We start from the raw sequence: 24856 nt of genomic DNA on the forward strand, positions 1-24856 counted from the left end.
CTAAAACACGCTTTACATTAGGCGACGAATGGCATGCGGCTCTCCAGAAGGCATGCGCTCATACCAATCTCTCACCCTCACTGCATCAGCAAAACGAGATTGCGTTCCAACAGAGTCCAAGAAGACTAATAACAAAGGCGTGTTGTTTACTCTCGCTTGCATTACCAAGCATTTTCCTGCGGCATTAATAAAGCCGGTTTTTTGCAAACCGATATTCATATCGCCAGCACGAACCAAACGATTGGTGTTCAAAAATTTCTGTGGGCGCTTTGCAATCACCATCGTCAGATCGGGCCAAGTTGAAAACTCCCGAATCATTTTGTACTGATATGCAGCGCTCAACATGCGGGTCAAATCTTCCGCAGACGCAACGTTCTCACTCATGAGTCCGGTTGGATCTGCAAAATGCGAATGGGTCATTCCAATCTCTTTGGCCTTGCGATTCATCGCTTCTACAAATGCAGGAATGCCGCCTGGATAATTTCTGCCCAAGGTATACGCAGCGCGATTTTCAGAAGACATCAGCGCCAATAGCAAAGCCTCTTCCCTGGTAAGCGCTGTGCCACCAGCCAAACGTGATGTGCGATAGATATGAACATCGTCCGCATTAATCACCAAAGTCTCATCTAGCGGTAATTTGGAATCCAGCACCACCATTGCCGTCATTAGTTTCGTGATCGAGGCAATAGGCAAACTGACCGAGGGATTTTTTTCAAAATAAACCTCTTTGGTATCTTGATTGACAACCATCGCGACACTCGACTTGAGGCTGAGATCATCATGCTGACCACGTAAGCCTAAGGCTGTTGCGAATGAGGGTCTGGCAGCAACGACAGGTTCGGCTGTACGCGTTACTGTAGTGCGAACTGTTTTAGGCTTCTTAGGTGCTTTTGCCGTCTTTTTGGTATCGGATTTTGTAGAGACTTTTACTGCTTTGGCGGGCTTGGTCGACTGAGTATCTTTGCTGACAGCGCATGCCTGATTGGAAATAGTGACGCCAAATGAAGTCAGGGCTACAAAAGCTAAGAGCCAAAATCGATTCATGCGCATCCCAAATTGCCTTCCAAAACTTTTAACATACCGAATGATAAATAACTTTTATGTAAGCACTGCGGATATTTGGCAGCGCGCGTATAAATATGCCTAAATTTAGTGCACACTTATTCAGCAATGGTCGCCACTGAATTCGATTGGCGGGCATTCACGAGAACTACACCTGTCATGGTTAGCGCCAAGCCGCCTGCCATCATCATTGTGAAAGGCTCATCAAATAGCAGCCAAGCCATTGCCGCGGTTGTCGGAGGTGTGAGATAAAGCAAGCTGGTTACCTTAGTAGCCGCACCCTTACGAATCATCATAAATAGCAAACTTATCGAGCCAATGGATAAGGGGAAAATCGCCCATAGCAATGCACCGACAACGGAAGCATTCCAGACCATCACCCCACTTTCGAAGTAATACATGCAAACGAAACAGAGCACAGCAGATACGCCAAACTGAATAGAGGATCCTGCCCGCAGATCAAACACTGGGCAGAACTTCTTTTGATAGAGCGTTCCGAAAGTAATCGAGAGTAAAGCCGCAAACGCAAGGATGTAACTTAGCACTGGTATGTGGGCGAAGCCGATTTTCTCGGCCACCACCAGTGCAACCCCAGTGAAACCAAACGCAAGCCCAATCCACTGCCTCTTGGTGACTTTTTCAGAAACCCAAGCCGCGAACCAAGCGGTCAGTATTGGCTGAAGACCCACAATAATGGCCACAAGTCCAGCAGTCATTCCAAGTCTGACGGCAAACCAAACGCCCAATAAATAACCAAATTGGAGCAATAAGCCAGCAACAGCAATATGCTTCATTTGTGACCAACTTGGCCAAGTGATCTTCCAGACTAGGCTGAGGCAAGCCATGGCCATTAAAACCCCTGCAAAACGCCAAAATAAGAAAGTGGCTGGCTCGACATAGGGCATTGCCATCCGAGCGATAACGAAGCCTGTACTCCAAATTAATACGAAGAATGGTGCAATTAGGCTATCGAGCTTCAATTTCATAGATTTGATATCAAAAAAAAATGGGGCTTTATTTAAATGAGCCCTGATTTTAGGTCTTTTGCGTTCTTGCCATGCCCCAAATATCATGTGAAGACTTATAAGCTCTTAGGCCAATTTTATGTTGCATTGCAGCATAAATTATTTATAATGGATCCATCAATAATCTAGTTCACACTGTTTCATAAGAAGTGCAAAATGAATTGAGTCCACAGGAAAGGGATTGAAATGAACTTAACGCCAGAACAAATTGCTGCAGCACAGAAGGCTAACTTAGAGACCTTAAGTGGACTCACAAATCAAGCCCTTCAAAGCATTGAGAAATTGGTTGAATTGAATATGCACATCGCCAAGCAAAGCTTGAGCGAAAGCATGACCAGCGCTAAGAAAGCCTTGGAAGTAAAAGACATTCAACAATTATTAGCTCACCAAGCCGAAGCTGTTCAGCCAATGGCTGAAAAAATTATGGCATATAGCCGCCATTTATATGAATTGGCCCATGAAACACAAGCCAGTTTTACTAAGTCTGCCGAGAAAGAATTACAAGCAGGCCACAAGAAAATCAATGCCTTGGTTGAAGATTGGACCAAGAATGCCCCAGCAGGATCTGATGCCGCTGTTAATGCAATGAAGCAAGCCATTGCCTCTGCTAACAATGTATTTGAAACTAGCCAAAAAGCTGTCAAGCATGCAGTTGAAGTTGCTCAAACTAATTTAAGCAACGCAAGCAATACAGTAGCAAACTCAGTCAAGACAGCTAGCAAGCCAGCAAGTAAAACTAGCAAGAAAAAGTAATCCAGTTTTAGTCTGCGCTGACAAAGAAAAATCCCTGACATGTCAGGGATTTTTTTATTGTAGAAAAAATATTCTAGAATTAGTTCGCCTTCTTTTTAACCGGCGGTAAATCTGTGCAATGGCCATGAGCAGCTTCCGCAGCCAGACCAACAGATTCACCCAAAGTAGGATGTGGATGAATGGTTTTACCAATATCCACAGCATCGGCACCCATCTCAATAGCAAGACATACTTCGCCAATCAAATCACCGGCATGAGTACCAACAATACCGCCACCGATGATGCGCTTGCTTGTCGCATCAAAAATGAGCTTGGTAAAGCCCTCGTCGCGACCATTGGCAATCGCTCGACCGCTAGCTGCCCATGGGAATAACCCCTTTTCATAGGCAATACCTTGAGCTTTGCACTGCTCTTCGGTTAAACCGGCCCATGCTACCTCTGGATCCGTATACGCAACAGAAGGAATTTGCTTGGCGTCGAAGTAAGACTTTTCACCAGCAGCAGCTTCTGCAGCTACGTGGCCTTCATGCACAGCTTTGTGAGCTAGCATGGGTTGACCGACGATATCGCCAATCGCAAAGATATTGTTAACGTTGGTACGCATCTGCTCATCAACAGCGATAAAGCCACGTTCATCAACGATGACTCCGGCTGCTGCGGCATCAATCTTCTTACCGTTCGGCGTGCGCCCTACTGCAACCAATACTAAGTCGTAGGACTGTGGTTCAGCTGGGGCATTTTCACCCTCGAAAGAAACTTGAATGCCATCGGACTTCACTTCTGCTTTCGCGGCGCGAGTCTTGAGCATGATTTTTTCAAATCGGCCGGCGTTAAATTTCTCCCAGACTTTTTCTAAATCGCGATCAGCGCCTGCCATCAAGCCATCCATCATCTCGGCAATATCAATGCGTGAGCCTAATGTGCTGTAAACGGTCGCCATCTCCAAGCCAATAATGCCGCCACCAATGACTAGCATGCGCTTTGGAATACTCTTGAGTAGTAATGCGCCGGTGCTATCGACAATGCGCGGATCTTCCGGAAGAAACGGCAATTTCACGGGCTGGCTACCTGCAGCAATAATTGCCTTCTGAAAACGAATCACTTCCTTTTGACCCGTGAGATCTTGACCATCACCGCTAGTTAATTGCACTTCCACATGATTGGCATCTAGAAAATGACCGAGGCCGCGTACGACTTTGACTTTGCGCGCTTTTGCCATGCCAGCTAATCCGCCGGTCAATTTAGCAATGACTGAATCTTTATATCCACGAAGTTGATCAATCTCAATTTTTGGCGCGCCGTAGCTAATACCGTGCTTAGACATAGTCTTCACTTCATCCATCACCGCAGTAGTGTGAAGCAGCGCCTTAGATGGAATGCATCCGACATTCAAGCAGACACCACCTAAAGTAGCGTAGCGTTCCACTAATACTGTATTCATACCCAAATCTGCGCTACGGAATGCGGCGCTGTAACCACCGGGGCCTGCACCTAATACGAGCACTTCACATTCATGATCTACTTTGCCACTGTATTGACCGGCAATGGGAGCTGCTACAGGAGCAACCGTTGCCGGAGCTAGGGCTGCAGCCTGCGCTACAGGAGCAGGAGCTGGTGAGGATGCACTTGCACCAACTTCAATTTCAGCCACAACACTACCCTTGCCTACTTTATCGCCAGCTTTTACAGCAATACTCAGGACGGTACCAGCCGCATCAGCAGGCACTTCCATAGTGGCCTTGTCAGACTCAAGAACAAGCAATGGCTGCTCTTTCTCAATCACATCACCAACCTTAATTAATACTTCAATGACAGGAACGTCGGTGTAGTCACCAATATCCGGGACGAGAATCGTTTGCTTAGCCATTTTTTTCCTTACAGCGCTGCGCGACGGAAGTCGGACATAAGTTGAGCAATATAGGCATTAAAGCGTGTAGCCAAAGCACCATCAATCACACGATGGTCCGCACTCAATGACAGCGGGCAAATCAAGCGTGGCGCGAACTGCTTACCATCCCAGACCGGCTTCATGGCGGCCTTGCTCACACCCAGAATAGCAACTTCAGGCGCATTCACAATCGGTGAGAAATAGGTTCCGCCAATACCGCCCAAGGAAGAAATCGTGAAGCTAGCGCCCTGCATTTGCTCTGGCTTTAATTTGCCATCACGCGCAAGCGCAGCCAATTCTGAAGTTTCACGGGCTAACTCGAAAATGCCTTTCTTATCCGCATCACGAATTACCGGCACCACTAAACCGTTCGGCGTATCTGCAGCAAATGCGATATTGAAATACTTCTTCAATACCAGATCGTCGCCATCTAATGAGCTATTGAATTCTGGATATTTCTTCAGGGCTGCAACTGCCGCCTTCATGAGGAAGGCCAGCATCGTAATCTTGACACCCTGCTTTTCATTCTCTTTATTGGTGAGTACGCGGAATGCTTCTAAATCGGTGATATCCGCATCTTCGTGATATGTCACCGCAGGAATCATGACCCAATTGCGGCCCAAGTTCGCCGCAGTGAGCTTCTTGATGCGATTCAATGGCTGACGTTCTGTTTCTCCAAATTTGGAGAAATCCACTTTGGGCCAAGGAATCAGATTCAAGCCGCCCAAGCTGCCGCCTGGAGCATTGGAGGGGCTACCAGCTCCACCACTCATTGCAGCTTTAACAAAGGCTTGGACATCCTCTTGAGTAATACGCCCTTTTGGACCGCTACCCTTGACTTGATGAACAGCGACGCCGAGTTCGCGCGCAAATTTACGCACTGAAGGACTTGCATGGCTAGCGGTTGGATCCACCTCTACCGGCACATTCACCACTGGAGGTGGTGCGGGTGCACGAACAATCGGAGGTTCAACCTGGGGTGCTGATTTTGCTGCTGGAGCTGGTATTGTTTCCGCTTTAGCAGGGGCAGCTTGTGCTGGGGCTGAAGCTGATGCGCCACTCTCTTCCAGAATGAGCACTACGGCACCTTCTGAAATAGAGTCACCGACTTTAACTTTCACTTCTTTCACGATGCCAGAGTGTGAAGAAGGCACATCCATCGTGGCCTTATCCGATTCAAGCACCACAATAGACTGCTCTTTTTCAACATGATCACCCGCCTTTACTAATACTTCAATGACGGGTACATCTTTATAGTCCCCAATATCCGGGACTTTGATATCAATTAATTGGCTCATATTGTCAGTCTCTTATCAAACCGTCATTGGGTTTGGTTTAGTAGTGTCGATGTCGTATTTCTTAATTGCCTCGGCAAGCTTTTGGCGATCCAGTTGACCTGCATCCACCAAAGAACGCAAGGCTGTTAATACAACCCAGCGGCGATCCACCTCAAAGAAGTCACGTAGTTTTTCACGTGTATCTGAGCGTCCAAAGCCATCGGTACCAAGCACCTCAAAGCGGCGACCCATATGCTGAATCGCTGGACGAATTTGCTCAGCAAACAAGCGAACATAGTCGGTTGCAGCAATCACAGGACCACTCGTGTCTTTTAAGCATTTCTCGACATGAGACAAGCTTGGCGCAGCTGTTGGATTGAGAAGGTTGTTGCGATGAACCGCAGTCCAATCACGGCCCAACTCTGTAAAGCTTGGGCAGCCCCACAAGTCAGAAGCGATACCCCAATCTTTGTGTAAGATTTCAGCGGCCTCAATAACCTCACGGAAGATCGTGCCAGAGCCTAATAGCTGCACGCGCAATTTCGCATTGGCATCGCCAACAGATTTCAGCTTGTACATACCTTTAATGATGTCTTGCTCAGCACCTTTTGGCATCGCTGGATGAGCGTAGTTCTCATTCATTAAAGTGATGTAATAGTAGACATCCTCTTGATCGGCAAGCATACGGCGCATACCATCTTGAATCACGACCGCTACTTCAAATGAGAATGAAGGGTCGTAGCTAATACAGTTCGGGATTGCCGCACTCCACACTTGACTATGACCATCTTCATGCTGAAGACCTTCACCATTTAAGGTAGTTCTACCAGCCGTACCACCTAATAAGAAACCGCGACTACGCATGTCACCCGCAGCCCAGCACAAATCGCCGATGCGTTGGAAACCAAACATCGAGTAGAAGATGTAGAACGGCAACATCGGAACACCGTGAGTGGAGTATGAAGTCGCCGCAGCGATCCAATCACACATACCGCCAGCCTCGTTAATACCTTCCTGCAAAATCTGACCTGTTTTGTCCTCTTTATAGAACATCAATTGATCATGATCTTCTGGGGTGTAAAGCTGACCCAATTGATTCCAAATACCCAATTGACGGAACATGCCTTCCATACCGAAAGTACGTGACTCATCGGGAACGATCGGTACAACACGTTTACCCAATACTTTGTCGCGAACAATGGTGTTGAGCATGCGCACAAAAGCCATTGTGGTTGAGATCTCACGACCCTCTGAGGTTGCTTCTAACAAAGGTGCAAATACATCGAGTGCAGGAACAGGCAGGCTCTCGGCCTTCATACGACGCTGTGGCAAATAACCACCTAATTCTTGACGACGCGCCTTCATGTATTCCAACTCTGGGCTGCCTTCAGCAAACTTCACCAATGGCATTTCATCAAGCTGCTCATCCTTTACGGGGATCTCAAAGCGATCACGGAAGCGACGCACGTCATCCGCATTCATTTTCTTCGCTTGGTGGGCAATATTCATCGCCTCACCAGAGCCACCCATGCCATAACCTTTAATGGTGTGAGCCAAAATAACAGTTGGTTGATTTGGATGATTTACAGCCGCATGAAATGCCGCAAAAACTTTATGCGGATCATGCCCGCCACGGTTTAGCTGCCAAATCTCTTCATCACTCCAATCACTGACCAAGGCTTTTAATTCTGGAGTATTAAATACCGTCTCGCGAACATAGGCGCCATTCTTGGCCTTCATTGTTTGGTATTCACCGTCAACAATTTCGCCAAGGCGCTGCATCAAAATGCCCTTCTTGTCGCGGGCAAATAAGGCATCCCAATGACCACCCCACACTACCTTGATGACATTCCAGCCGGCGCCACGGAACTCACCCTCGAGCTCTTGAATAATCTTTCCGTTTCCACGAACGGGGCCATCGAGGCGCTGTAGATTGCAGTTAACTACAAAGATGAGGTTGTCGAGTTTTTCACGACCAGCCATACCGATTGCACCAAGAGATTCCGGCTCATCGGTTTCACCATCACCCAGGAAGGCCCAAACCTTACGACCTTCAGCTTTAATGAAGCCACGATCTTGCAAGTAGCGCATAAAGCGCGCTTGGTAAATCGCCATGATCGGGCCAAGACCCATAGACACAGTTGGGAACTGCCAGAAATCCGGCATCAACCAAGGGTGTGGATAACTAGAAATACCTTTGCCACCAACCTCTTGTCTAAAGTTATTTAATTGATCTTCAGCCAAACGGCCCAACATATAGGCGCGCGCATAGACGCCTGGTGCTGAGTGACCCTGTACAAAGATGAGGTCTCCGCCATGCTCTGGTGATGGAGCATGCCAGAAGTGGTTGAAGCCGACGTCATACAAAGTGGCAGCAGATTGGAAAGAAGAAATGTGACCGCCAACGTTGGTCTCTTTATTGGCACGCAATACCATTGCCATGGCATTCCAACGGGTATATGAACGAATGCGATGTTCTACATTCTGGTCACCTGGCAAGCGCGCTTGCTGCTCAACCGGAATGGTATTGATGTAAGGCGTTTCGGCATGAAATGGTTGATTAACGCCATTCACGCGTGCATGAGAAATTTGCTGGTCTATGAGGTAAGCAGCGCGAGCTGGGCCCTCGTTTCGAATAACACCATCTAATGCCTGCAACCACTCTTGGGTTTCACCTGGGTCTGCATCTTGCTTGCCTGCACTGCCCAAAATTTGATCTGGAACTGCTGCCATAAACTGCCTCCATTAGATACATCAGTGTTATTGATTCACTCTATAGGCAATATTCTAGGAAGGTCTATGGGTGTAAACAAGGAATTTTCCACATAATGATAATATTTCTCACAATGTGGGATTATGTTGCGATGCAAGGATTAAGTGAGGCTTGATTTGCAATAACAAGAAAACATATCCAGTCAGGCAAAATGGTGCAATTACATGAAAAAAATCGCATTTTCGATCTGGCAACTCAGGCCTGTGAAATGGCTCCGTCGCATACGGGGCTTCAAGTTGGTTTACACCCCATTAATTGCAATTGTGATTTTTACTGGGGTAATGGGGGTCATCATGGGCACTCTACAACTCCAAGAGAAAAGCCAACAAGAAGCTGCGCTATTTAGAGAGCTATCTTTTGCGAAGCAGCGCATTCAATTGCGCTTTGCAAACAATACCGATATATTGCAGTCGATGGGGCGTGACTACATCAGCTCTAGTGACACAGTAAATCTCAGAGATAACGTCATTACGCAGGCAGAAAATCTTCTGCAATCAAATCATGAGATTGTGCAGATACTATGGATTAACGAGAATAACCAACGCCAATGGAAAATACCTCCGAGCAATATCAAAACAAATTGGTTTAATAAACCTGAAAATGCTTCGTTATTAAATGAGGCGCTTACTAAAACGATTGAATTAAGCACAGCGACACATCGCCCAGCGTTCAGCCAATTTATCGCCCTACAAGTTCCACAAGATGAACCCATTGCAAAAGAAATTCGCAATGTGTTTTGGCAAACCGTTCCACAAATATCGGGCAATGACACTCGCGGAATGGTGGCTGTGCTTTATACAACCCAAGGTTTGCTCGAGATGATCCCCGGGGAACTTAAGGGGCAATATCGATTCACACTCCTGACTGATGACGACAAGGTGCTAGCGATCTCTTCAGATACCAACACACCTAAACGGGCATTTAGCAATCAGACCAGTTTAGATATTGGAGTGCTCAGCCCTAACCTCAGCTTACGAATTGACACCTACCCTCCAGCAACCAATCTGACATTCCGGATGTTAATCGGAGTTGTGCTGGGTTTGAGTGCATTCGTGATCTGGAGCTTGTGGTCTGTTTTAAAGCAAATGCAGGTTCGCCAAGAGGCAGAGGCGAACCTGCGCGCTGAAACTAATTTCCGTAGCGCAATGGAAAACTCTACGCCAGTGGGTATTCGTGCGCATGATATGAACAAGATGATCACTTACGTCAATCCCGCTTTTTGCGAGATGACGGGCTGGTCTGCTGACGAATTGATTGGCTTGAAGCCGCCCTTTGCCTTTTGGCCTGAAGGACAAAGAGTCGAACTCACTGAAAAGATGAATAAGGCGCTTCAGCTAGCGCTCAGCAATGAGAAAAAGATCGGTATTGAGGGATCAATCCTGCACCGCAATGGTTCCATTATTCAGACAAGAACCTTTATCGCTCCATTGATTAATGAAAAGGGTCAGCAAACAGGCTGGGTTACTTCATTGATTGATATTTCCGAGCCGAAGAAAATTCGTGAGGAGCTGGCCGCTTCGCAAGAGCGCTTCATTACCGTTTTAGAAGGATTGGATGCCGCTGTTTCTGTAGTCTCTAATGAAACTGGAGAATTATTATTTGCCAATCGTTTTTATCGCGAACGCTTTGGTGCATCGTCTAAGGGTCACTTTGAATTAGCTGGCGGTGCGATTGTGCAAGATACGATGCAAGAATTATCGGAAGACTTAGGTGATGCCATTCCCGGCATTCCCCCATCCTCTCTTTACCAAGAAACCGAGTCAGAAGAAATCCAGTTGATCGATGAGGCAACGGGTTCAACAAAATGGTACGAAGTGCGTCGTCGTTTTGTTCCCTGGGTTGACGGCCAAATGGCTCAACTATTAATTGCCACTGATATTACGATTCGTATTGAAGCTGGTGATATTGCGCGCCAACAAGAAGAGCGCATGCAATTCTCAAGCCGCCTCACGACCATGGGTGAAATGGCTTCATCGCTTGCCCATGAGTTAAATCAACCGCTCGCCGCTATCTCGAACTATTGCATGGGGATCGTAAAACGGTTGCAAGGTCATATTGACCCATCGTTGCAAAAAGATATTCTTCCGGCCCTAGAAAAGGCATCCGACCAAGCCCATAGAGCAGGGACAATTATTCAGCGAATCAGAGGCTTCGTGAAGCGGAGTGAACCGCAACGCAAATCCTGCGATATTGCCGAGATCATTAATGATGCAGTTGGGCTTGTAGAAATTGAGGCTCATCGCCATCGTCTCAACATTACTTCCCATATCGCCGAGAATCTACCGATGGTGGATCTTGATCCGGTTCTCATTCTGCAAGTTTTAGTGAATTTACTTAAAAATTCATTAGACAGCTTGCGTGAGGTCTACCCCCTTTCCTCCCGCTGGTCGGCACCGCCCGTGACCATTTCTGCTGATTTAGAGACCAGCACCTTCCCCGCCATGCTCCGTATTCAGGTTACTGATGCCGGGGGTGGAATCGCTGATTCGGTTATTGATCGCATGTTTGAGCCGTTTTTTAGTACCAAAAACGATGGTATGGGTATGGGCTTAAATATCTGCCGGTCCATTATTGAGTCACACCAGGGGCGCCTTTGGGCCAAAAATCTGATGGATGCCGAACAAACCAAGCTGGCGGGCTGCAGCTTTACAATACTTTTACCCCTAGAGTCACCTGGCTCTAAGGGTAATATTTAACTATTCGTACTTTTGATTTATCCCTGAAAGCCAATATGAACGTCAGTGCTGCTACTAAACCCAATCATGCCGAAGTGGTCTATGTTGTCGATGATGATGAGGCGGTTCGCGACTCCCTCACCTGGTTACTCGAAAGCAATGGTTATGTGGTGCGATGTCACGCTAGTGCTGAGCGCTTTTTGCAATCACTACAAAGCACCGATAAATCTACTATTTCGTGTGCGATCTTAGATGTCAGAATGTCTGGGATGTCGGGCCTTGAATTACAAGAGCGTTTGATTAGCGAAAATCTTCCGATGCCAGTAGCTTTTATTACTGGTCATGGCGATGTGTCTATGGCAGTGTCCACCATGAAGCGTGGCGCAGTCGATTTCATTGAGAAACCTTTTAAGGAAAACGATCTCTGTGGTTTAGTGGATCGCATGCTTGCTAAGGCGCGTGTTGACTATTCGCAGGCAAGTCAACGCAAAATCACACAGAGCCTATTGAGCAAACTCACCGGTCGTGAACGTCAAGTGTTAGAGCGTATTGTTGCGGGGCGCCTAAATAAACAAATCGCCGATGATCTTGGCATTTCTATTAAAACGGTAGAAGCACACCGTGCAAACATTATGGAAAAGCTCAACGTCAATACCGTTGCAGACCTACTCCGCCTCGCACTCTCAGATCCACAGCCTAATTAATTTTTTTTCATTCATGCCAGCACAGTTACTCGACGGAAACGCACTCTCCAAAAAAATTCGTACTGAAATTGCCGCACGTGGCGCAATTGTCACTGCCAAAGGCGTAAGACCTGGGCTAGCAGTCATTGTTGTCGGTGAAAATCCAGCCAGCCAAGTCTATGTCCGCAATAAGGTCAAGGCTTGCGAAGATGTTGGATTCCATTCTGTACTTGAGCGTTACTCCGAAGATCTTGGCGAAGAAGAATTACTTGCGCGCATCGCTACGCTCAATGCCGATCCATCCATTCATGGCATCTTGGTACAACTACCGCTGCCAGAGCATATTGCTTCAGAGCGCGTTCTTGAAGCTATCGCACCCGAGAAAGATGTGGATGGCTTTCATGTAGCCAATGCCGGCGCACTAATGGTGGGTCAACCGGAATTCAAGCCATGCACACCTTATGGTTGCATGAAGATTCTAGAAAGTATTGATTACCCCATTCGGGGCGCACGCGCTGTGATTGTTGGCGCATCCAATATTGTTGGTAAGCCTATGGCGATGCTGCTTCTGCAAGCTGGCGCAACCGTTACCATCTGCAACAGCAAAACTCGCGATCTAGCGCATCACACCAAAGATGCAGACATTTTGGTAGTCGCTACCGGCAAACCAAAAATGATTACTGGCGATATGGTTAAAAATGGCGCAGTAGTGATCGACGTTGGTATCAATCGCTTGCCTGATGGAAAACTATGCGGCGATGTGGATTTTGATGCAGCTCAATATGTTGCTAGCTGGATCACTCCAGTGCCAGGAGGCGTCGGCCCCATGACCATTACGATGCTGCTGATGAACACCTTGGAAGCGGCTGAAAAAGCAGCAAAACATTAGAGACAAATTCATTACCGATGGTTTTTGGCAGAAACATCGGTCGTCCATTAAGCTAGAGGGATGACAACATTAATCCCCCCTGCTTTAGCCAATAACCCATTGCTGACTTTTGGTCGTGAAATCGCCGAATATTCAGAAGTCAAACCCGAACATATTGCCCCGGCCATTGGATTTCTGTTGGAACGAGCCCAGTCTGCCGTGGATTTAGCTACTAGCCCAGATACCCCCTGCACTTGGGCGGCTTTGGCCGAACCCTTGGAAGATGCTACTGAATCGCTTGGGCGCTCATGGAGCGTTATCTCCCATTTAAATAGTGTGGCCGATACGCCAGAGTTACGTGCCGCCTACGGCGCCATGCTGCCAGAGGTCACTGCGTTCTTTTCTAGCCTGGGTCAGAATCTGGCGCTGTATGAGAAATTCAAGGTATTGGCGCAGAGTTCCGACTTTGCTGTGTTGAGCACAGCCCAGAAAAAGGTGATTGAAAACTCTTTGAGAGATTTTCGCCTGGGGGGCGCTGAATTGCCGGATGCGGACAAGCCCCGCTTCTCCCAAATTCAGGATGAACAGGCAACGTTGAGCAAGGCCTTCTCTGACCACGTCTTGGATGCTACCGATGGTTTTGTGCATTTAGTGCAGGATATCGGGCAATTGGCTGGTCTGCCTGAAGATGCCCTAGCCGCTGCTGCAGATAATGCTGCGCAGAAGAATCTCACAGGCTGGGCATTTTCTCTGCACTTCCCCTCCTATTACCCAGTGATGCAATATGCGGAGAATCGTGAATTGCGCCACCTAATGTACGAAGCCTACATCACCCGCTCTTCAGAACTGGCTCACCAATATGGTCATGGTCAGCCGGAGTGGGATAACACTGAGAACATGCTGTCTCAGTTGCGCCTACGCGATGAAGAAGCGCGCATGTTGGGCTTTGATAATTACGCCGCACTAAGTCTGGCGCCTAAAATGGCGCGCGACGTGCAGGAGGTAGATCAGTTTCTGAGTAATATCGCCAAGCGAGCCAAACCTTTTGCGGAAAAAGATTGGGTACAGCTTCAGGAGTTTGCCAAAACAAATCTCCATTTTGAAGATGGCATTCAGCCTTGGGATATGGCTTTTGTCTCCGAGAAGCTCAAGCAAGAGCGTTATGCTTTCTCTGAAAATGAACTCAAGCAATACTTCCCGCTACCAAAGGTACTAGAAGGATTGTTTGGCGTGATTCAAACCCTGTTTGGGGTACAAATCAAATCAGCCGATCTACCGAAGTGGCACGATGATGTGCAATCGTTCTGCGTCAATGATGCTACTGGCAATACTCTAGCCTACTTCTATTTAGATCCTTATGCTCGCCCCGGTAAACGCGGTGGTGCATGGATGGATGATGCTCGTGGACGCCGTGAGCTGATGAGTGGCGAAGTGCAAATACCAGTAGCGTATTTGGTATGCAACTTTGCAGCGCCCGTCAAAGTAGACGGTGTTTTACGCCAACCGACCATTACGCATGATGATGTCATCACCCTTTTCCATGAAAGTGGTCATGGCCTGCATCACCTACTGACCAAGGTGGGTGCCTTAGGCGTTTCCGGTATCAATGGTGTGGAGTGGGATGCCGTCGAATTGCCTAGTCAATTTATGGAGAACTTCTGCTGGGAATGGGAAGTACTTGAAACTATGACTGCTCATGTGGACACTGGCGAGCCATTACCAAAAGCGCTCTTTGAAAAAATGTTGGCAGCCAAGAATTTCCAGAATGGCTTGGGTACATTGCGTCAAATGGTGTTCTCACTCTTGGATTGGCGCTTGCACTCAACATTTAATGCAAAAGATGCTGACAGTTTTGGCGTGCTGGCCTTGTCTAGAAAAATTGCTCAGGAATTTAACGTGATTCCTCAACCAGAAATCTCGCGCTGGCCAAATACCTTTAGTCATATCTTTGCTGGTGGTTATGCTGCTGGCTACTACAGCTATAAGTGGGCGGAGGTTCTCTCTGCCGATGCGTATGCTGCGTTTGAAGAGGCTGCTAAGTTGACTGGCAGCGTTTTAGATAGCGCCACTGGCAAACGCTATCGCACGGAAATTTTAGAAGTGGGTGGTAGCCGCCCCGCTGCCGAATCATTTAAAGCATTCCGAGGCCGTGAACCTAGTATTGACGCATTGCTGCGTCATGGTGGTTTAGCTTAGGCTTTAATCTCTGCAACAACAGGGGCATGATCAGAAGGCTGCTCCCAAGTGCGAGGCTCCTTATCGATAATGCTTGAGCTGCATTTTTCTTTAAGGGCTTCGCTGAGCAGAATATGATCGATACGCATACCGGCATTGCGTCTGAAACCCATCATGCGGTAATCCCACCAACTAAATGATTTCGGTGCCTGCTCAAACATGCGGAAAGAATCGTGCAAGCCCAAATCAATCAGTCGCTGAAATGCTGCACGCTCTGGTGGTGATACTAAATTCTGACCAATCCACTTCGCTGGATCGTGGACATCGGCATCAGTCGGCGCGATATTGAAATCACCCAACAAAGCCAAGCGATTATTTTGGGTAAGCTCTTCTTTTAACCAATCCTGCAGCGCCTTTAACCATCCCAGCTTGTAAACAAATTTATCGCTATCAAGTGATTGCCCATTGGGGAAGTATGCCGATACCAAACGCATCGGCTGCATGCCTTTAAAACAGACTGTGGCAGCCAAGATGCGCTGCTGCTCATCGGTATTACCAGGAATATTTCTGACGGGTTTTAGAAAAGCGGTTTCTAGATCGGAGGCCATTGGCGCTAAGGCAGATCTACGTAGAATGATCGCTACGCCGTTATAGGTCTTTTGACCAGCAGCAATGCTGAGATAGCCAGCCTCTTCCAGCTCACGATGGGGATACTTATCGTCTGTGAGTTTTAGTTCCTGAAGGCATAAAGCATCAATCGGTTTTTTAGACTGCTCTTGATCCTGTAGCCACTTCAATACTTGTGGCAAACGCACCTTCAGCGAGTTCACATTCCATGCAGCGATCCGTACCGACTCAGTCATCTATCCCTAACTCCTGCAACTTCCGTGTAATGGTGTTTCGTCCAATGCCGAGACGCTGAGCCGCTTCTACCCGTCTGCCGCGCGTCACTTCCAATGCGGCTTGTAAAACAGCCTTCTCAAACTTGGAGCATAGTGCATCGTAAACCCCTTGATCGCCATCTTGTAGCATTTTGACTGCCAAACGACCCAAACCACTCTCCCAATCTGTTGCCCCAGTTCTGGGCGCATTGGGATTGGATGGCGCCGATTCCCCCTGCAATATAGCTGGGTGCTCAACGGCTTCAGCCAAAATATCCGCAGGCAAATCCCCGGTGCCAATGACGTTGGATGGCGTCATCACTGTCAGCCAGTGACAGAGATTTTCTAGTTGACGCACATTTCCAGGGAATGGCATAGCACTGATGTCTTTTAAAACTTCATCAGACAATTTCTTGGGCTCAACGCCCAAAGACTTAGCGCACAACAACATGAAATGGCGGGCTAAGACAGGAATATCTTCCGCGCGTTCACGCAGTGGAGGCATGCGCAGACGAATCACATTTAAGCGATGCAAGAGATCTTCTCGGAATGCACCTGCGGCAACACGCGCTTCCAGATTCTGATGGGTAGAAGCAATAATGCGAACATTGGCCTTGATTGGATCTTGCCCACCAACGCGATAGAAATGGCCATCGGTGAGCGCGCGCAATAAGCGCGTTTGCAAGTCGAATGGAATATCGCCAATCTCATCTAAAAAGAGCGTACCGCCATCGGCTTGCTCAAAGCGCCCACGACGCAAGGTCAATGCTCCGGGGAAAGCGCCTCGCTCATGACCAAATAACTCAGACTCCAGCAGATCCTTGGGAACGGCTGCAGTACTAAATGCCACAAAAGGGCCCTTTGCTCTTGGGCTATGTTTATGCAAAGCTTGGGCGACCAACTCTTTACCGGTACCTGATTCACCAGTGATTAATACCGTGGAATGCGATTGCGCTAGGCGACCGATGGCACGAAATACCTCCTGCATCGCTGGTGCCTGACCAATAATTTCCGTGGAGTCTTGTCTCCAGCCATTCATTTCTTTATTGCCGGATTGATTACGCTCACTCTGCTCCATCGCGCGGCGGATTAATTCAACTGCTTTATCAATATCAAAGGGCTTGGTGAGATACTCAAATGCACCACCCTGAAATGAGGAGACTGCAGAATCCAAATCCGAGTATGCCGTCATGATGATCACTGGTAATAATGGGTGCGTCTCTTTGACATTTTGCAAAAGATCCAAACCATTGCCACGTGGCATCCGAATATCAGAAATCAGCACCTGAGGCGCCTCTTTTTCCAAAGCATTCAATACATCATTGGGATTGGAGAAGCTCTTGTGCGCAATGTTCTCTCGCGTGAGCGCTTTTTCAAGCACCCAACGAATAGATTGATCATCGTCCACGATCCAAACGGGTTTCATGATGCTTTCTCCTGCTTACGGTATGGAATTTGAATATGGAAATCAGTCCGTCCAGGACGGCTGTCACAGGCGATAGAACCTTGATGCTGTTGCACAAACGTTTGAGCCAAGGTCAAACCTAGGCCACTACCGCCCTCCCTTCCAGAAACTAATGGAAAGAAGATGCGTTCACGGATTTCTTCTGGGATACCAGGGCCGTTATCAATCACATGCAAATCCATCGCCATCTTATAACGATGTTTGGAGATAGTGACTGACCGGGCAACCCGGGTCTTTAATTCAATTTGCGCAATACCTTGGCGGATCTCTTCAGAGAGGGCCTGAGCGGCGTTATGGGCAATATTCAATACTGCTTGTATGAGTTGCTCTCGATCGCCGAGAACTTCGGGCAGACTAGTGTCGTAATTGCGAATGATGCGTAACCCTTTAGGAAACTCCGCCAGTACCAAGCTGCGCACTCGCTCTAAGGCTTCATGGACATTAAAGGATTCCATAGCATGCGCTTTGCGATGTGGCGCAAGCAAGCGATCCACCAAGGTTTGCAAACGATCCGATTCTTTAATAATGACTTGGGTGTATTCACGCAAGCCTTTATCGGGGAGTTCAAACTCCAACAACTGGGCCGCACCACGAATGCCGCCCAAAGGGTTTTTAATTTCATGCGCTAAGTTGCGCATCAACTGCTTATTCGCTTCTACTTGCTGAGTTACGCGCTCATCGCGCTCACTCCTTAATTGTTGATCAATCGGAAACCATTCCATCATCATCAGATCAGGATCTTCTAAGCTGGCAACCACGACATGAGCCGGAATGGAATCTTGATGAATACTGCCTGGCAATGAATGCAGCACGAGCTCTTGCCGTTGAGCGGCAAAGTGTCCAGCTTTCACTTCCTCAATCATATGTGTGAGCAACGCATTATCACCAAATAAATCGCGCACGGATTGACCCTCAAGTGATTTACGGGAGAGATCCAGTGCAGACTCTGCCGCAGGATTCACATAAATCAATTGCTGGTTTTCCGCCTCGAACACCACGATGGCGTTTGGCATTTGGTCAAGCAATGTCGGAAAAAAAGGAGCAGCCGAAGCTGCCCCTTTGAACGAATTGCGCAACAGACCTGCGCTCAACATCTCTCCTTCGCTTACAGGGAGTAGTACATATCGAATTCGATCGGATGAGTTGTCATACGGAAACGTGTGACATCTTCCATCTTCAATGCGATATATGCGTCGATCATAGAGTCTGTAAAGACACCGCCGCGAGTCAAGAACTCGCGATCTTTGTTCAAGGCATCTAAAGCTTCCTCTAGGCTTGCACAAACGGTTGGAATCTTTGCATCTTCTTCTGGTGGCAAGTCATACAAATTCTTGTCAGCAGCTTCGCCTGGATGAATCTTGTTCTGAACACCGTCCAAACCAGCCATCATCAATGCGGAGAAGCAGAGGTATGGGTTAGCCAATGGATCAGGGAAACGTGTTTCGATACGACGACCCTTAGGGCTAGAAACGTGTGGAATACGGATAGAAGCAGAACGGTTACGTGCTGAGTAAGCCAATTTCACCGGAGCTTCGAAACCTGGAACCAAACGCTTGTATGAGTTTGTACCTGGATTAGTAATCGCATTCAATGCCTTAGCGTGCTTGATGATGCCGCCAATGTAGAACAATGCGAATTCTGACAAGCCTGCGTAGCCGTTACCAGCAAACAAGTTCTCGCCATTCTTCCAAATAGATTGGTGAACGTGCATACCAGAACCGTTATCGCCAACGATTGGCTTAGGCATAAATGTTGCTGTCTTGCCGTAAGCGTGTGCCACATTTTGAACAACGTACTTTTGCCAGATAGTCCAGTCAGCACGCTCTACCAATGTGCTGAACTTAGTGCCCAATTCGTTTTGGCCTTGACCAGCAACTTCATGGTGATGCACTTCGACTGGAATGCCCAATGATTCCAGAATCAAACACATTTCAGAGCGCATGTCCTGGAAGGTATCTACTGGAGCAACTGGGAAATAACCGCCCTTTTTACCTGGACGGTGACCAGTGTTTCCACCTTCGATTTCAGCAGCGGATGACCAAGGAGCTTCTTCAGAATCTACCTTAACAAAACAACCTTGCATGTCAGCACCCCAACGGACGCCGTCAAAAATAAAGAATTCTGGCTCTGGACCGAAATACGCCGTATCACCCAAACCAGTGCTCTTCAAATAAGACTCAGCACGCTTAGCGATAGAACGTGGGTCACGATCGTAACCTTTGCCATCAGATGGCTCGATCACATCACATGTGATCACCAATGTTGGCTCTTCATAGAATGGGTCGATGTAGCAAGCTGTTGGATCTGGCATCAACAACATGTCTGAAGCTTCGATACCTTTCCAACCAGCGATAGAAGAACCGTCAAACGCATGACCGCTCTCAAACTTGTCTTCGTCAAAATGGGAAATAGGTACTGTTGTGTGTTGCTCTTTACCCTTTGTATCTACAAAGCGGAAATCAACGAAAGTACATTCTTTCTCTTTAACTAACTTCATCACATCAGCGACGGTCTTCGTCATGCAAATCTCCTCTATTAACTAAATTCGGAATACAAACTTAAGGTGTACACCCTTGTTCATTCCAGGCATCAAATATGCCCATGGGATGTATCTAATTTACTGAAGCAAACAAACGGGAACAGTCATTATTGCACTGTTTAAGTGCTGAAATTGGGTTAAAAACCCTAAAATATGACTGATTTGCACCATATTAGTGCCTATTTAGACTCTGGGATATCGTGAATTTCGTAACCCAGGGCCTGAGTACCAGAACGCAAGGCAATCCAGGCGCTTTCAAGCAGGTTAGCATTGCCTTTAATCCCCAATTCAATATGGCGTTGGGCGTAAATACCCTGCTTTGACGAGTCACCAACCGAAGGAAGACTAAAGACCTTTACCCCAGGAAAACTCGCTTCAATATGCTCCATGAGTGGCGTCAAAGTAGATTCAATACCCTTGGGAACAATAAAGCTCTGCTCCGCCCAATTCACCTGATGAAACAAGTCTGTGTAATGCTGATCTAAGCACCAAGCCATCATGGGGGCTGCCATGACCGGAAAACCTGGGACAAAGTGATGTTCTTGTATCCGAAAACCCGGTATCTGGTTATAGGGATTGGGGATGATGTCGCTACCAATCGGAAATTCACCCATCTTGAAACGATGCTGATTCTCTGGAGAGCTTAAATCCGCTTTGATGGGATCGCCTTCAGCCATAGACTGAATGCGCCCCGCGATTAACTCTTGCGCAGTCGGATGCAGTTCTGTTGTAGTACCTAAGGCTAATGCCGCACACTGTCTTGTATGGTCATCCGGGGTGGCACCAATACCGCCCGTACTAAAGACGACATCACCACTTGCAAAACTCTCCTTCAGTGTTGCGGTGATTTTCTCTGGATCGTCCGCGACATACTTTGCCCAGGATAGGCTTAAGCCTCGCTCATTGAGTAACTCTATCAATTTACTCATATGCTTATCTTGACGGCGACCAGACAAAATCTCATCACCAATCACAATCAAACCAAAACGACGAGACTTCAACTCGGGCGCATCCACTTCCACGCTCCTTACTGCATTAACCATGATTCGGAAGCTCCATATCAATCACTTTTACATCAATGTTAAGCGCCTTATCTAACTCAGCTTGACGCAAGTCTTTCAGTGCACCGAGCAAGAAATGCGTGAACCAAAGAGCGGCAAAGACAAAGATCAGAGAATAAATCCACAGAGCCACAAAGCTCACAATGGGAAATAGCACAAGCGCTAAAGCAGACGTGGCCCAGAAAAATGTGGGTACAGCGCCCAGCATGCCAGAGGCTACGCCCATCGCCAGCAAGGACCAACGATATTGCTGCAATAAGGTGTCGCGCTCTTCCGCGCTCGCGTGTTGCGCAAGGACGTCATAAGACATTAAGCGCATCGTGAGCCAGCCCCACAACAAGGGTGGCAAGACAGCAACCAAGGGAGGCACCCACCACACCGGCAGCGTCAACATCACCAGCGCCAAACAAATCAAGGCGGACCACATCGTATAGACAACACTACCCAATAAGCCGCCGCCCTTTTTCTTTTCCAGATCTTTGTAGGCGTGCTGACGGGTGACGCTACGAACAATCGCAGGCACTGTGGTGAAAGCAATAAATACCAGCAGGCTAATAGAAATTAAGGGGATGAGGAGCATCACAAAAAAGAGTGGCGCAATCCATGCGCGGGCATTTTCAAATCCAGCCCAGATCAAGCCATCCTGAATCCAGCTGGTAAAAATAGACGTTGTTAAGAAGGTGCTGAGCATTTCCAAGGCCGGCGTCCAAGTGAGCCAAATCAAGCAGCCCCACAATATCGAAACAATCAAAAATGGGCGCAAGCTTAGCCATAGCATTTTGGGATGCATCGTAGCAACGAGAGCCAAGCCAAATGACTTAAATACCTGCTGCATGCTATCCATATTTACCCATTCCCGCCTATTGGTTTTTCTTTGTGTTTTTTGCGCGTCTGATTTACTTCTTAGGAAAAAATTCACGAGCGGCATGCCGGATTCCCTGCCACTGCTGATGCAGAACATGATTCGAGGGAGTCAGCCCCCGCACCCCAGTGGGATAAATCTCGTTTTGAAAAATAGCCGTATTGAATAACATATCCCACCATGGAAAGATGATTCCAAAGTTGCAACCACCCAAGACCCCTGGCTTGCCTTTTGCTTCATGACCATAGCCTACCGCATGATGCATACGGTGATACAGCGGAGAGATCAGCGCATATTTAAATGGGCCAAGATCAACCTTGATATTGGCATGCTGCCAACTTTGCATCAATTGACTGAGCACCACCAGGAAAATAAATTGTCCTGGCGAAACACCAAATAGCAAAGCGAAAAAAGCAAATACCACGGCATGCATGATGCTATCGAAAATATGATTACGATCATCGGACCAGGCAGTCATCACTGTTTGACTGTGATGCAAAGCATGTAATTGCCACCACCAATTGAAGGTGTGAGATGCGCGATGGTACAGATACTCTACAAAATCAAGCAATATGAAGTAAATGCAAAAGCTGACCAATGGAATTGAAGTTAGTGGTGGCCACCATGACTCTACATTGAGTCTGCCAAAACGAAAGTCATGCAGCACGGAGTCGATCTCGAAAAAGAAACCTGACAAGGCAATAAAAATCAGACCGTGGAAAATTCCCAGGCGATGAAAAAGCGTGTACAAAATATCGGCTTTACTAGATGCAGCAAATCGCACCTGAGCCTCTGCAGGTGCCAGTTTTTCCCAGGTTCGTAAGATGATCGCGATCAGGAAAATCTGTATACAACCAAACAGAAACCAATCAAGTCCATCAAAGACATCCTCAGCCCAAGCCATTAAATTGAATTGATACAAAATGGGTCCAGCGACATTGGCAAAGAGAAACTCTTGCGCGCTAGCGTAAGCCGCTGAGATATAGGCAAGAATTGAATTGAACTCCATAGACTATTGTGACTTATTTATCTTGTTTTGGCAGTGTCGCAAAACAAAAGCCGCGCGCCTTCAGATTCACAATCAAGTGCTCTAAAACCGCAGGCGCCCAGGGGTCTTTGCGAGACCAGATTCCGAGATGCGCCATGGTGATGTCTCCATCCTGAATCTGGCTACTCGCTTTATCTAAAAGCATCTGATTGGGGTGAGTCTGAGAGCTCAGCTCATCCCCCAAAAATCCCGCAGGCTGCCAGCCAATGTGTTGATAGCCACAAAGATTACCCATCTTCACAGAGCGAGGAGAAATTTTTCCACCTGGCGCACGCCAAATCCTCTGAAGATTCGACCCGGTTAACTCTTTAAATCGATCATCAACCCGCCTGATTTCGCGGCAGTAACTCGCTTCGTTATATAAGCTGGTGATGCCCGCCCTTGGGCCAAACTGCGGCTTCGCAAAAATCTCTCCGCTTGGGCCATCTTTAACGAAGTACACATGATCGTAGGTGTGGCTACCGAAGTGATGCCCCTCTTTAAGCCGCTCCTGCCAATAGGCCTTCCAGGAATCATCTAATGCGAAATCGCCACGGTTGGTTTTTTCATTCGCGAGAAAGAAAGTGGCTTTAACGTTTTGTCGATACAAAATATCTGCGACGGTTTGCGCTACCGACATATTGCCAGTATCAAATGTAAGGTAAACCGTTTTTTTGCACTGCGCCTCTTGAGCGATCGCCGTGATTGAGCTGCCGCTTAGAGCAGCCAATATCAGCAATCGAGGAAGGACCCGCTGAAAACGCATTGCTTGCGCTTATTCCCAGCCAGCGCGTGGAGTAAAGAAAACACCGTGCGGAGACTTGCCAACCGGAATGACGGTGACTAATTTCATTGAGGGAATATCAATCACCCCAACCTTTTTAGAGAAGCGAAAAGTCACCCACATGGTTTTGCCATCCGGTGTAATTTCCATATCATCTGGACCTGCAGGCAAGCCAGTGATATCGCCCACTTTTTCCAAGGTCTGCATATTGATCAGGCTGATTGTGGAAGCAATACGGTTACTTAAGAAGACATGTTTCTTGTCCCCCAAGGGACGGAAGTTATGAGCGCCCTTGCCAGTATGAATCCGCTTTACTTCTTTGCGGTTTTTCCAGTCGATCACCTGGACATTGTCCTCACCGGTAATACCAACTAATAGATATTGATCGCCAGGCGTCATCCATAGGCCGGCAGGAACTTTGCCAGTGGGCATTTTCCAAATGACGGTTTGCGTATCCAAGTCGATAGCTGCTAACTCACTAGAGTCCTGCAAGGTAATAAATGCAGTCTTGCTATCGGATGTGAATGCGATATGGCTTGGTGTCTTACCCAACTTAATCGATTTAGCCAATTTCAGATCAGCGCCTTGCGCCTGATAGACATCCACTCTATCCAAGCGATTGCCGTTTGCAATAAACCACTTATGGTTCGGTGAATAGCCAATTTGGTAAGGGTCAATAATGTCTGGAATTTTTCCAGTCAACTCGCCGCTGACAGGGTTCATTAAAACAACATCATTACCAGCAGCATTCGCAATTAATAAGGTCTTTTGATCGGGAGTGATCATCAAGTGGTGCGGCTCCTTACCGACTGGCACTGTTTTGATCACTTTGCGACTTGGCATATCAATCAAACTAACCGATGCTTCACCAGAATTGAGAATCACTGCTAGCTTGGGTTCAGCCTTAGGGTCCGCCGGAATGGAAGCTTGGGCGAATGCCAGGTGTGACAGGGGAATTAGGGTCAATACTGCACAGGCAGCAATCCAGTTCTGCCCTGTTTTACTCATAAATGTACGCATAGTCGTCATTGTAAGCATTGGATGACGGGTTTTATCCT

Annotated in this window: 19 protein-coding genes; 5 read left to right on the top strand and 14 right to left on the bottom strand. The window is 47.6% G+C overall.

Annotated elements, in window-relative coordinates; all coding sequences use genetic code 11:
* Positions 1–12: 12 nt before the first annotated feature.
* The gene (locus tag FD960_RS05700; protein ID WP_251369741.1) at positions 13–1044 is read right to left on the bottom strand and encodes a serine hydrolase; all 1032 of its coding nucleotides are present in this window, start codon (positions 1042–1044) and stop codon (positions 13–15) included.
* A 116-nt stretch (positions 1045–1160) separates the two neighbouring features.
* Positions 1161–2048: a DMT family transporter gene (locus FD960_RS05705; protein ID WP_215297821.1), complete on the bottom strand. Its 888-nt coding sequence runs from the start codon at positions 2046–2048 to the stop codon at positions 1161–1163.
* Between the two features lie 225 nt (positions 2049–2273).
* Here FD960_RS05705 and FD960_RS05710 point away from each other — a divergent pair, with 225 nt between their 5' ends.
* Entirely contained in the window at positions 2274–2840 is a 567-nt protein-coding gene (locus FD960_RS05710; protein WP_215297822.1) for a phasin family protein, read from the top strand.
* 79 nt (positions 2841–2919) lie between these two features.
* Here the strand turns inward: FD960_RS05710 and lpdA are convergent, their stop codons facing one another.
* Genes lpdA through aceE form a run of 3 tightly spaced genes read right to left on the bottom strand, consistent with a single transcriptional unit; the run spans position 2920 to position 8738 of the window.
* Positions 2920–4707 (bottom strand): dihydrolipoyl dehydrogenase, encoded by a 1788-nt coding sequence (lpdA, locus tag FD960_RS05715; RefSeq protein ID WP_215297823.1) that lies wholly within the window; start codon positions 4705–4707, stop codon positions 2920–2922.
* 8 nt (positions 4708–4715) lie between these two features.
* On the bottom strand, positions 4716–6026 hold the full coding sequence (gene aceF, locus FD960_RS05720; RefSeq protein ID WP_215297824.1) for a dihydrolipoyllysine-residue acetyltransferase: 1311 nt from the start codon (positions 6024–6026) through the stop codon (positions 4716–4718).
* A 15-nt stretch (positions 6027–6041) separates the two neighbouring features.
* On the bottom strand, positions 6042–8738 hold the full coding sequence (gene aceE / locus FD960_RS05725) for a pyruvate dehydrogenase (acetyl-transferring), homodimeric type (RefSeq protein WP_215297825.1): 2697 nt from the start codon (positions 8736–8738) through the stop codon (positions 6042–6044).
* Between the two features lie 204 nt (positions 8739–8942).
* On the opposite strand from aceE, the gene FD960_RS05730 reads away from it, so the two are divergent.
* The 4 genes from FD960_RS05730 to FD960_RS05745 are packed head-to-tail and all read left to right on the top strand — an operon-like array spanning position 8943 to position 15200.
* A complete protein-coding gene (locus FD960_RS05730; protein ID WP_215297826.1) occupies positions 8943–11474 on the top strand; it encodes a PAS domain S-box protein in 2532 nt (843 codons plus the stop codon).
* Positions 11475–11509: 35 nt separating this feature from the next.
* Positions 11510–12157 carry a response regulator transcription factor gene (locus FD960_RS05735; RefSeq protein WP_215297827.1) on the top strand — a complete coding sequence of 216 codons (648 nt, stop codon included), beginning with the start codon at positions 11510–11512 and terminating at the stop codon, positions 12155–12157.
* Between the two features lie 13 nt (positions 12158–12170).
* Positions 12171–13025 (top strand): bifunctional methylenetetrahydrofolate dehydrogenase/methenyltetrahydrofolate cyclohydrolase FolD, encoded by an 855-nt coding sequence (gene folD, locus FD960_RS05740; protein WP_215297828.1) that lies wholly within the window; start codon positions 12171–12173, stop codon positions 13023–13025.
* A 60-nt stretch (positions 13026–13085) separates the two neighbouring features.
* Positions 13086–15200: a M3 family metallopeptidase gene (locus FD960_RS05745; RefSeq protein WP_215297829.1), complete on the top strand. Its 2115-nt coding sequence runs from the start codon at positions 13086–13088 to the stop codon at positions 15198–15200.
* Here the strand turns inward: FD960_RS05745 and xth are convergent.
* From xth to FD960_RS05790, 9 genes are all read right to left on the bottom strand, one after another.
* Positions 15197–16042 carry an exodeoxyribonuclease III gene (gene xth / locus FD960_RS05750; RefSeq protein WP_215297830.1) on the bottom strand — a complete coding sequence of 282 codons (846 nt, stop codon included), beginning with the start codon at positions 16040–16042 and terminating at the stop codon, positions 15197–15199. The two genes, FD960_RS05745 and xth, sit on opposite strands and share 4 nt — an antisense overlap.
* Positions 16035–17486, bottom strand: a complete 1452-nt coding sequence (gene ntrC, locus FD960_RS05755) for a nitrogen regulation protein NR(I) (protein ID WP_215297831.1) — start codon at positions 17484–17486, stop codon at positions 16035–16037. Before ntrC ends, xth begins: the two co-directional genes overlap by 8 nt.
* Positions 17483–18619 carry a nitrogen regulation protein NR(II) gene (gene glnL / locus FD960_RS05760; protein ID WP_215297832.1) on the bottom strand — a complete coding sequence of 379 codons (1137 nt, stop codon included), beginning with the start codon at positions 18617–18619 and terminating at the stop codon, positions 17483–17485. The genes ntrC and glnL overlap by 4 nt, the downstream gene beginning before the upstream one ends.
* An 11-nt stretch (positions 18620–18630) precedes the next feature.
* Positions 18631–20046 (bottom strand): type I glutamate--ammonia ligase, encoded by a 1416-nt coding sequence (glnA, locus tag FD960_RS05765; protein WP_215297833.1) that lies wholly within the window; start codon positions 20044–20046, stop codon positions 18631–18633.
* A gap of 197 nt (positions 20047–20243) precedes the next feature.
* On the bottom strand, positions 20244–21107 hold the full coding sequence (locus tag FD960_RS05770; RefSeq protein ID WP_215297834.1) for a molybdopterin-binding protein: 864 nt from the start codon (positions 21105–21107) through the stop codon (positions 20244–20246).
* On the bottom strand, positions 21100–21969 hold the full coding sequence (locus tag FD960_RS05775; RefSeq protein ID WP_215297835.1) for an EI24 domain-containing protein: 870 nt from the start codon (positions 21967–21969) through the stop codon (positions 21100–21102). The genes FD960_RS05770 and FD960_RS05775 overlap by 8 nt, the downstream gene beginning before the upstream one ends.
* Positions 21970–22021: 52 nt before the next feature.
* Positions 22022–22996 (bottom strand): sterol desaturase family protein, encoded by a 975-nt coding sequence (locus tag FD960_RS05780; protein WP_215297836.1) that lies wholly within the window; start codon positions 22994–22996, stop codon positions 22022–22024.
* Between the two features lie 13 nt (positions 22997–23009).
* Positions 23010–23780 (bottom strand): polysaccharide deacetylase family protein, encoded by a 771-nt coding sequence (locus FD960_RS05785; protein ID WP_215297837.1) that lies wholly within the window; start codon positions 23778–23780, stop codon positions 23010–23012.
* Positions 23781–23789: 9 nt separating this feature from the next.
* Positions 23790–24818, bottom strand: coding sequence for a cytochrome D1 domain-containing protein (locus FD960_RS05790; protein WP_215297838.1), 1029 nt, complete (start codon positions 24816–24818; stop codon positions 23790–23792).
* Positions 24819–24856 lie beyond the last annotated feature (38 nt).

Source organism: Polynucleobacter sp. AP-Nino-20-G2, assembly GCF_018688235.1.
Taxonomy (GTDB): domain Bacteria; phylum Pseudomonadota; class Gammaproteobacteria; order Burkholderiales; family Burkholderiaceae; genus Polynucleobacter.

What these genes read in the sequence shown, in the direction of transcription:
- FD960_RS05700 (WP_251369741.1), bottom strand. Translation starts at nt 1,044, where the DNA reads ATGAATCGATTTTGGCTCTTAGCTTTTGTAGCCCTGACTTCATTTGGC.
- FD960_RS05705 (WP_215297821.1), bottom strand. Translation starts at nt 2,048, where the DNA reads ATGAAATTGAAGCTCGATAGCCTAATTGCACCATTCTTCGTATTAATT.
- FD960_RS05710 (WP_215297822.1), top strand. Translation starts at nt 2,274, where the DNA reads ATGAACTTAACGCCAGAACAAATTGCTGCAGCACAGAAGGCTAACTTA.
- lpdA (WP_215297823.1), bottom strand. Translation starts at nt 4,707, where the DNA reads ATGGCTAAGCAAACGATTCTCGTCCCGGATATTGGTGACTACACCGAC.
- aceF (WP_215297824.1), bottom strand. Translation starts at nt 6,026, where the DNA reads ATGAGCCAATTAATTGATATCAAAGTCCCGGATATTGGGGACTATAAA.
- aceE (WP_215297825.1), bottom strand. Translation starts at nt 8,738, where the DNA reads ATGGCAGCAGTTCCAGATCAAATTTTGGGCAGTGCAGGCAAGCAAGAT.
- FD960_RS05730 (WP_215297826.1), top strand. Translation starts at nt 8,943, where the DNA reads ATGAAAAAAATCGCATTTTCGATCTGGCAACTCAGGCCTGTGAAATGG.
- FD960_RS05735 (WP_215297827.1), top strand. Translation starts at nt 11,510, where the DNA reads ATGAACGTCAGTGCTGCTACTAAACCCAATCATGCCGAAGTGGTCTAT.
- folD (WP_215297828.1), top strand. Translation starts at nt 12,171, where the DNA reads ATGCCAGCACAGTTACTCGACGGAAACGCACTCTCCAAAAAAATTCGT.
- FD960_RS05745 (WP_215297829.1), top strand. Translation starts at nt 13,086, where the DNA reads ATGACAACATTAATCCCCCCTGCTTTAGCCAATAACCCATTGCTGACT.
- xth (WP_215297830.1), bottom strand. Translation starts at nt 16,042, where the DNA reads ATGACTGAGTCGGTACGGATCGCTGCATGGAATGTGAACTCGCTGAAG.
- ntrC (WP_215297831.1), bottom strand. Translation starts at nt 17,486, where the DNA reads ATGAAACCCGTTTGGATCGTGGACGATGATCAATCTATTCGTTGGGTG.
- glnL (WP_215297832.1), bottom strand. Translation starts at nt 18,619, where the DNA reads ATGTTGAGCGCAGGTCTGTTGCGCAATTCGTTCAAAGGGGCAGCTTCG.
- glnA (WP_215297833.1), bottom strand. Translation starts at nt 20,046, where the DNA reads ATGACGAAGACCGTCGCTGATGTGATGAAGTTAGTTAAAGAGAAAGAA.
- FD960_RS05770 (WP_215297834.1), bottom strand. Translation starts at nt 21,107, where the DNA reads ATGGTTAATGCAGTAAGGAGCGTGGAAGTGGATGCGCCCGAGTTGAAG.
- FD960_RS05775 (WP_215297835.1), bottom strand. Translation starts at nt 21,969, where the DNA reads ATGGATAGCATGCAGCAGGTATTTAAGTCATTTGGCTTGGCTCTCGTT.
- FD960_RS05780 (WP_215297836.1), bottom strand. Translation starts at nt 22,996, where the DNA reads ATGGAGTTCAATTCAATTCTTGCCTATATCTCAGCGGCTTACGCTAGC.
- FD960_RS05785 (WP_215297837.1), bottom strand. Translation starts at nt 23,780, where the DNA reads ATGCGTTTTCAGCGGGTCCTTCCTCGATTGCTGATATTGGCTGCTCTA.
- FD960_RS05790 (WP_215297838.1), bottom strand. Translation starts at nt 24,818, where the DNA reads ATGCGTACATTTATGAGTAAAACAGGGCAGAACTGGATTGCTGCCTGT.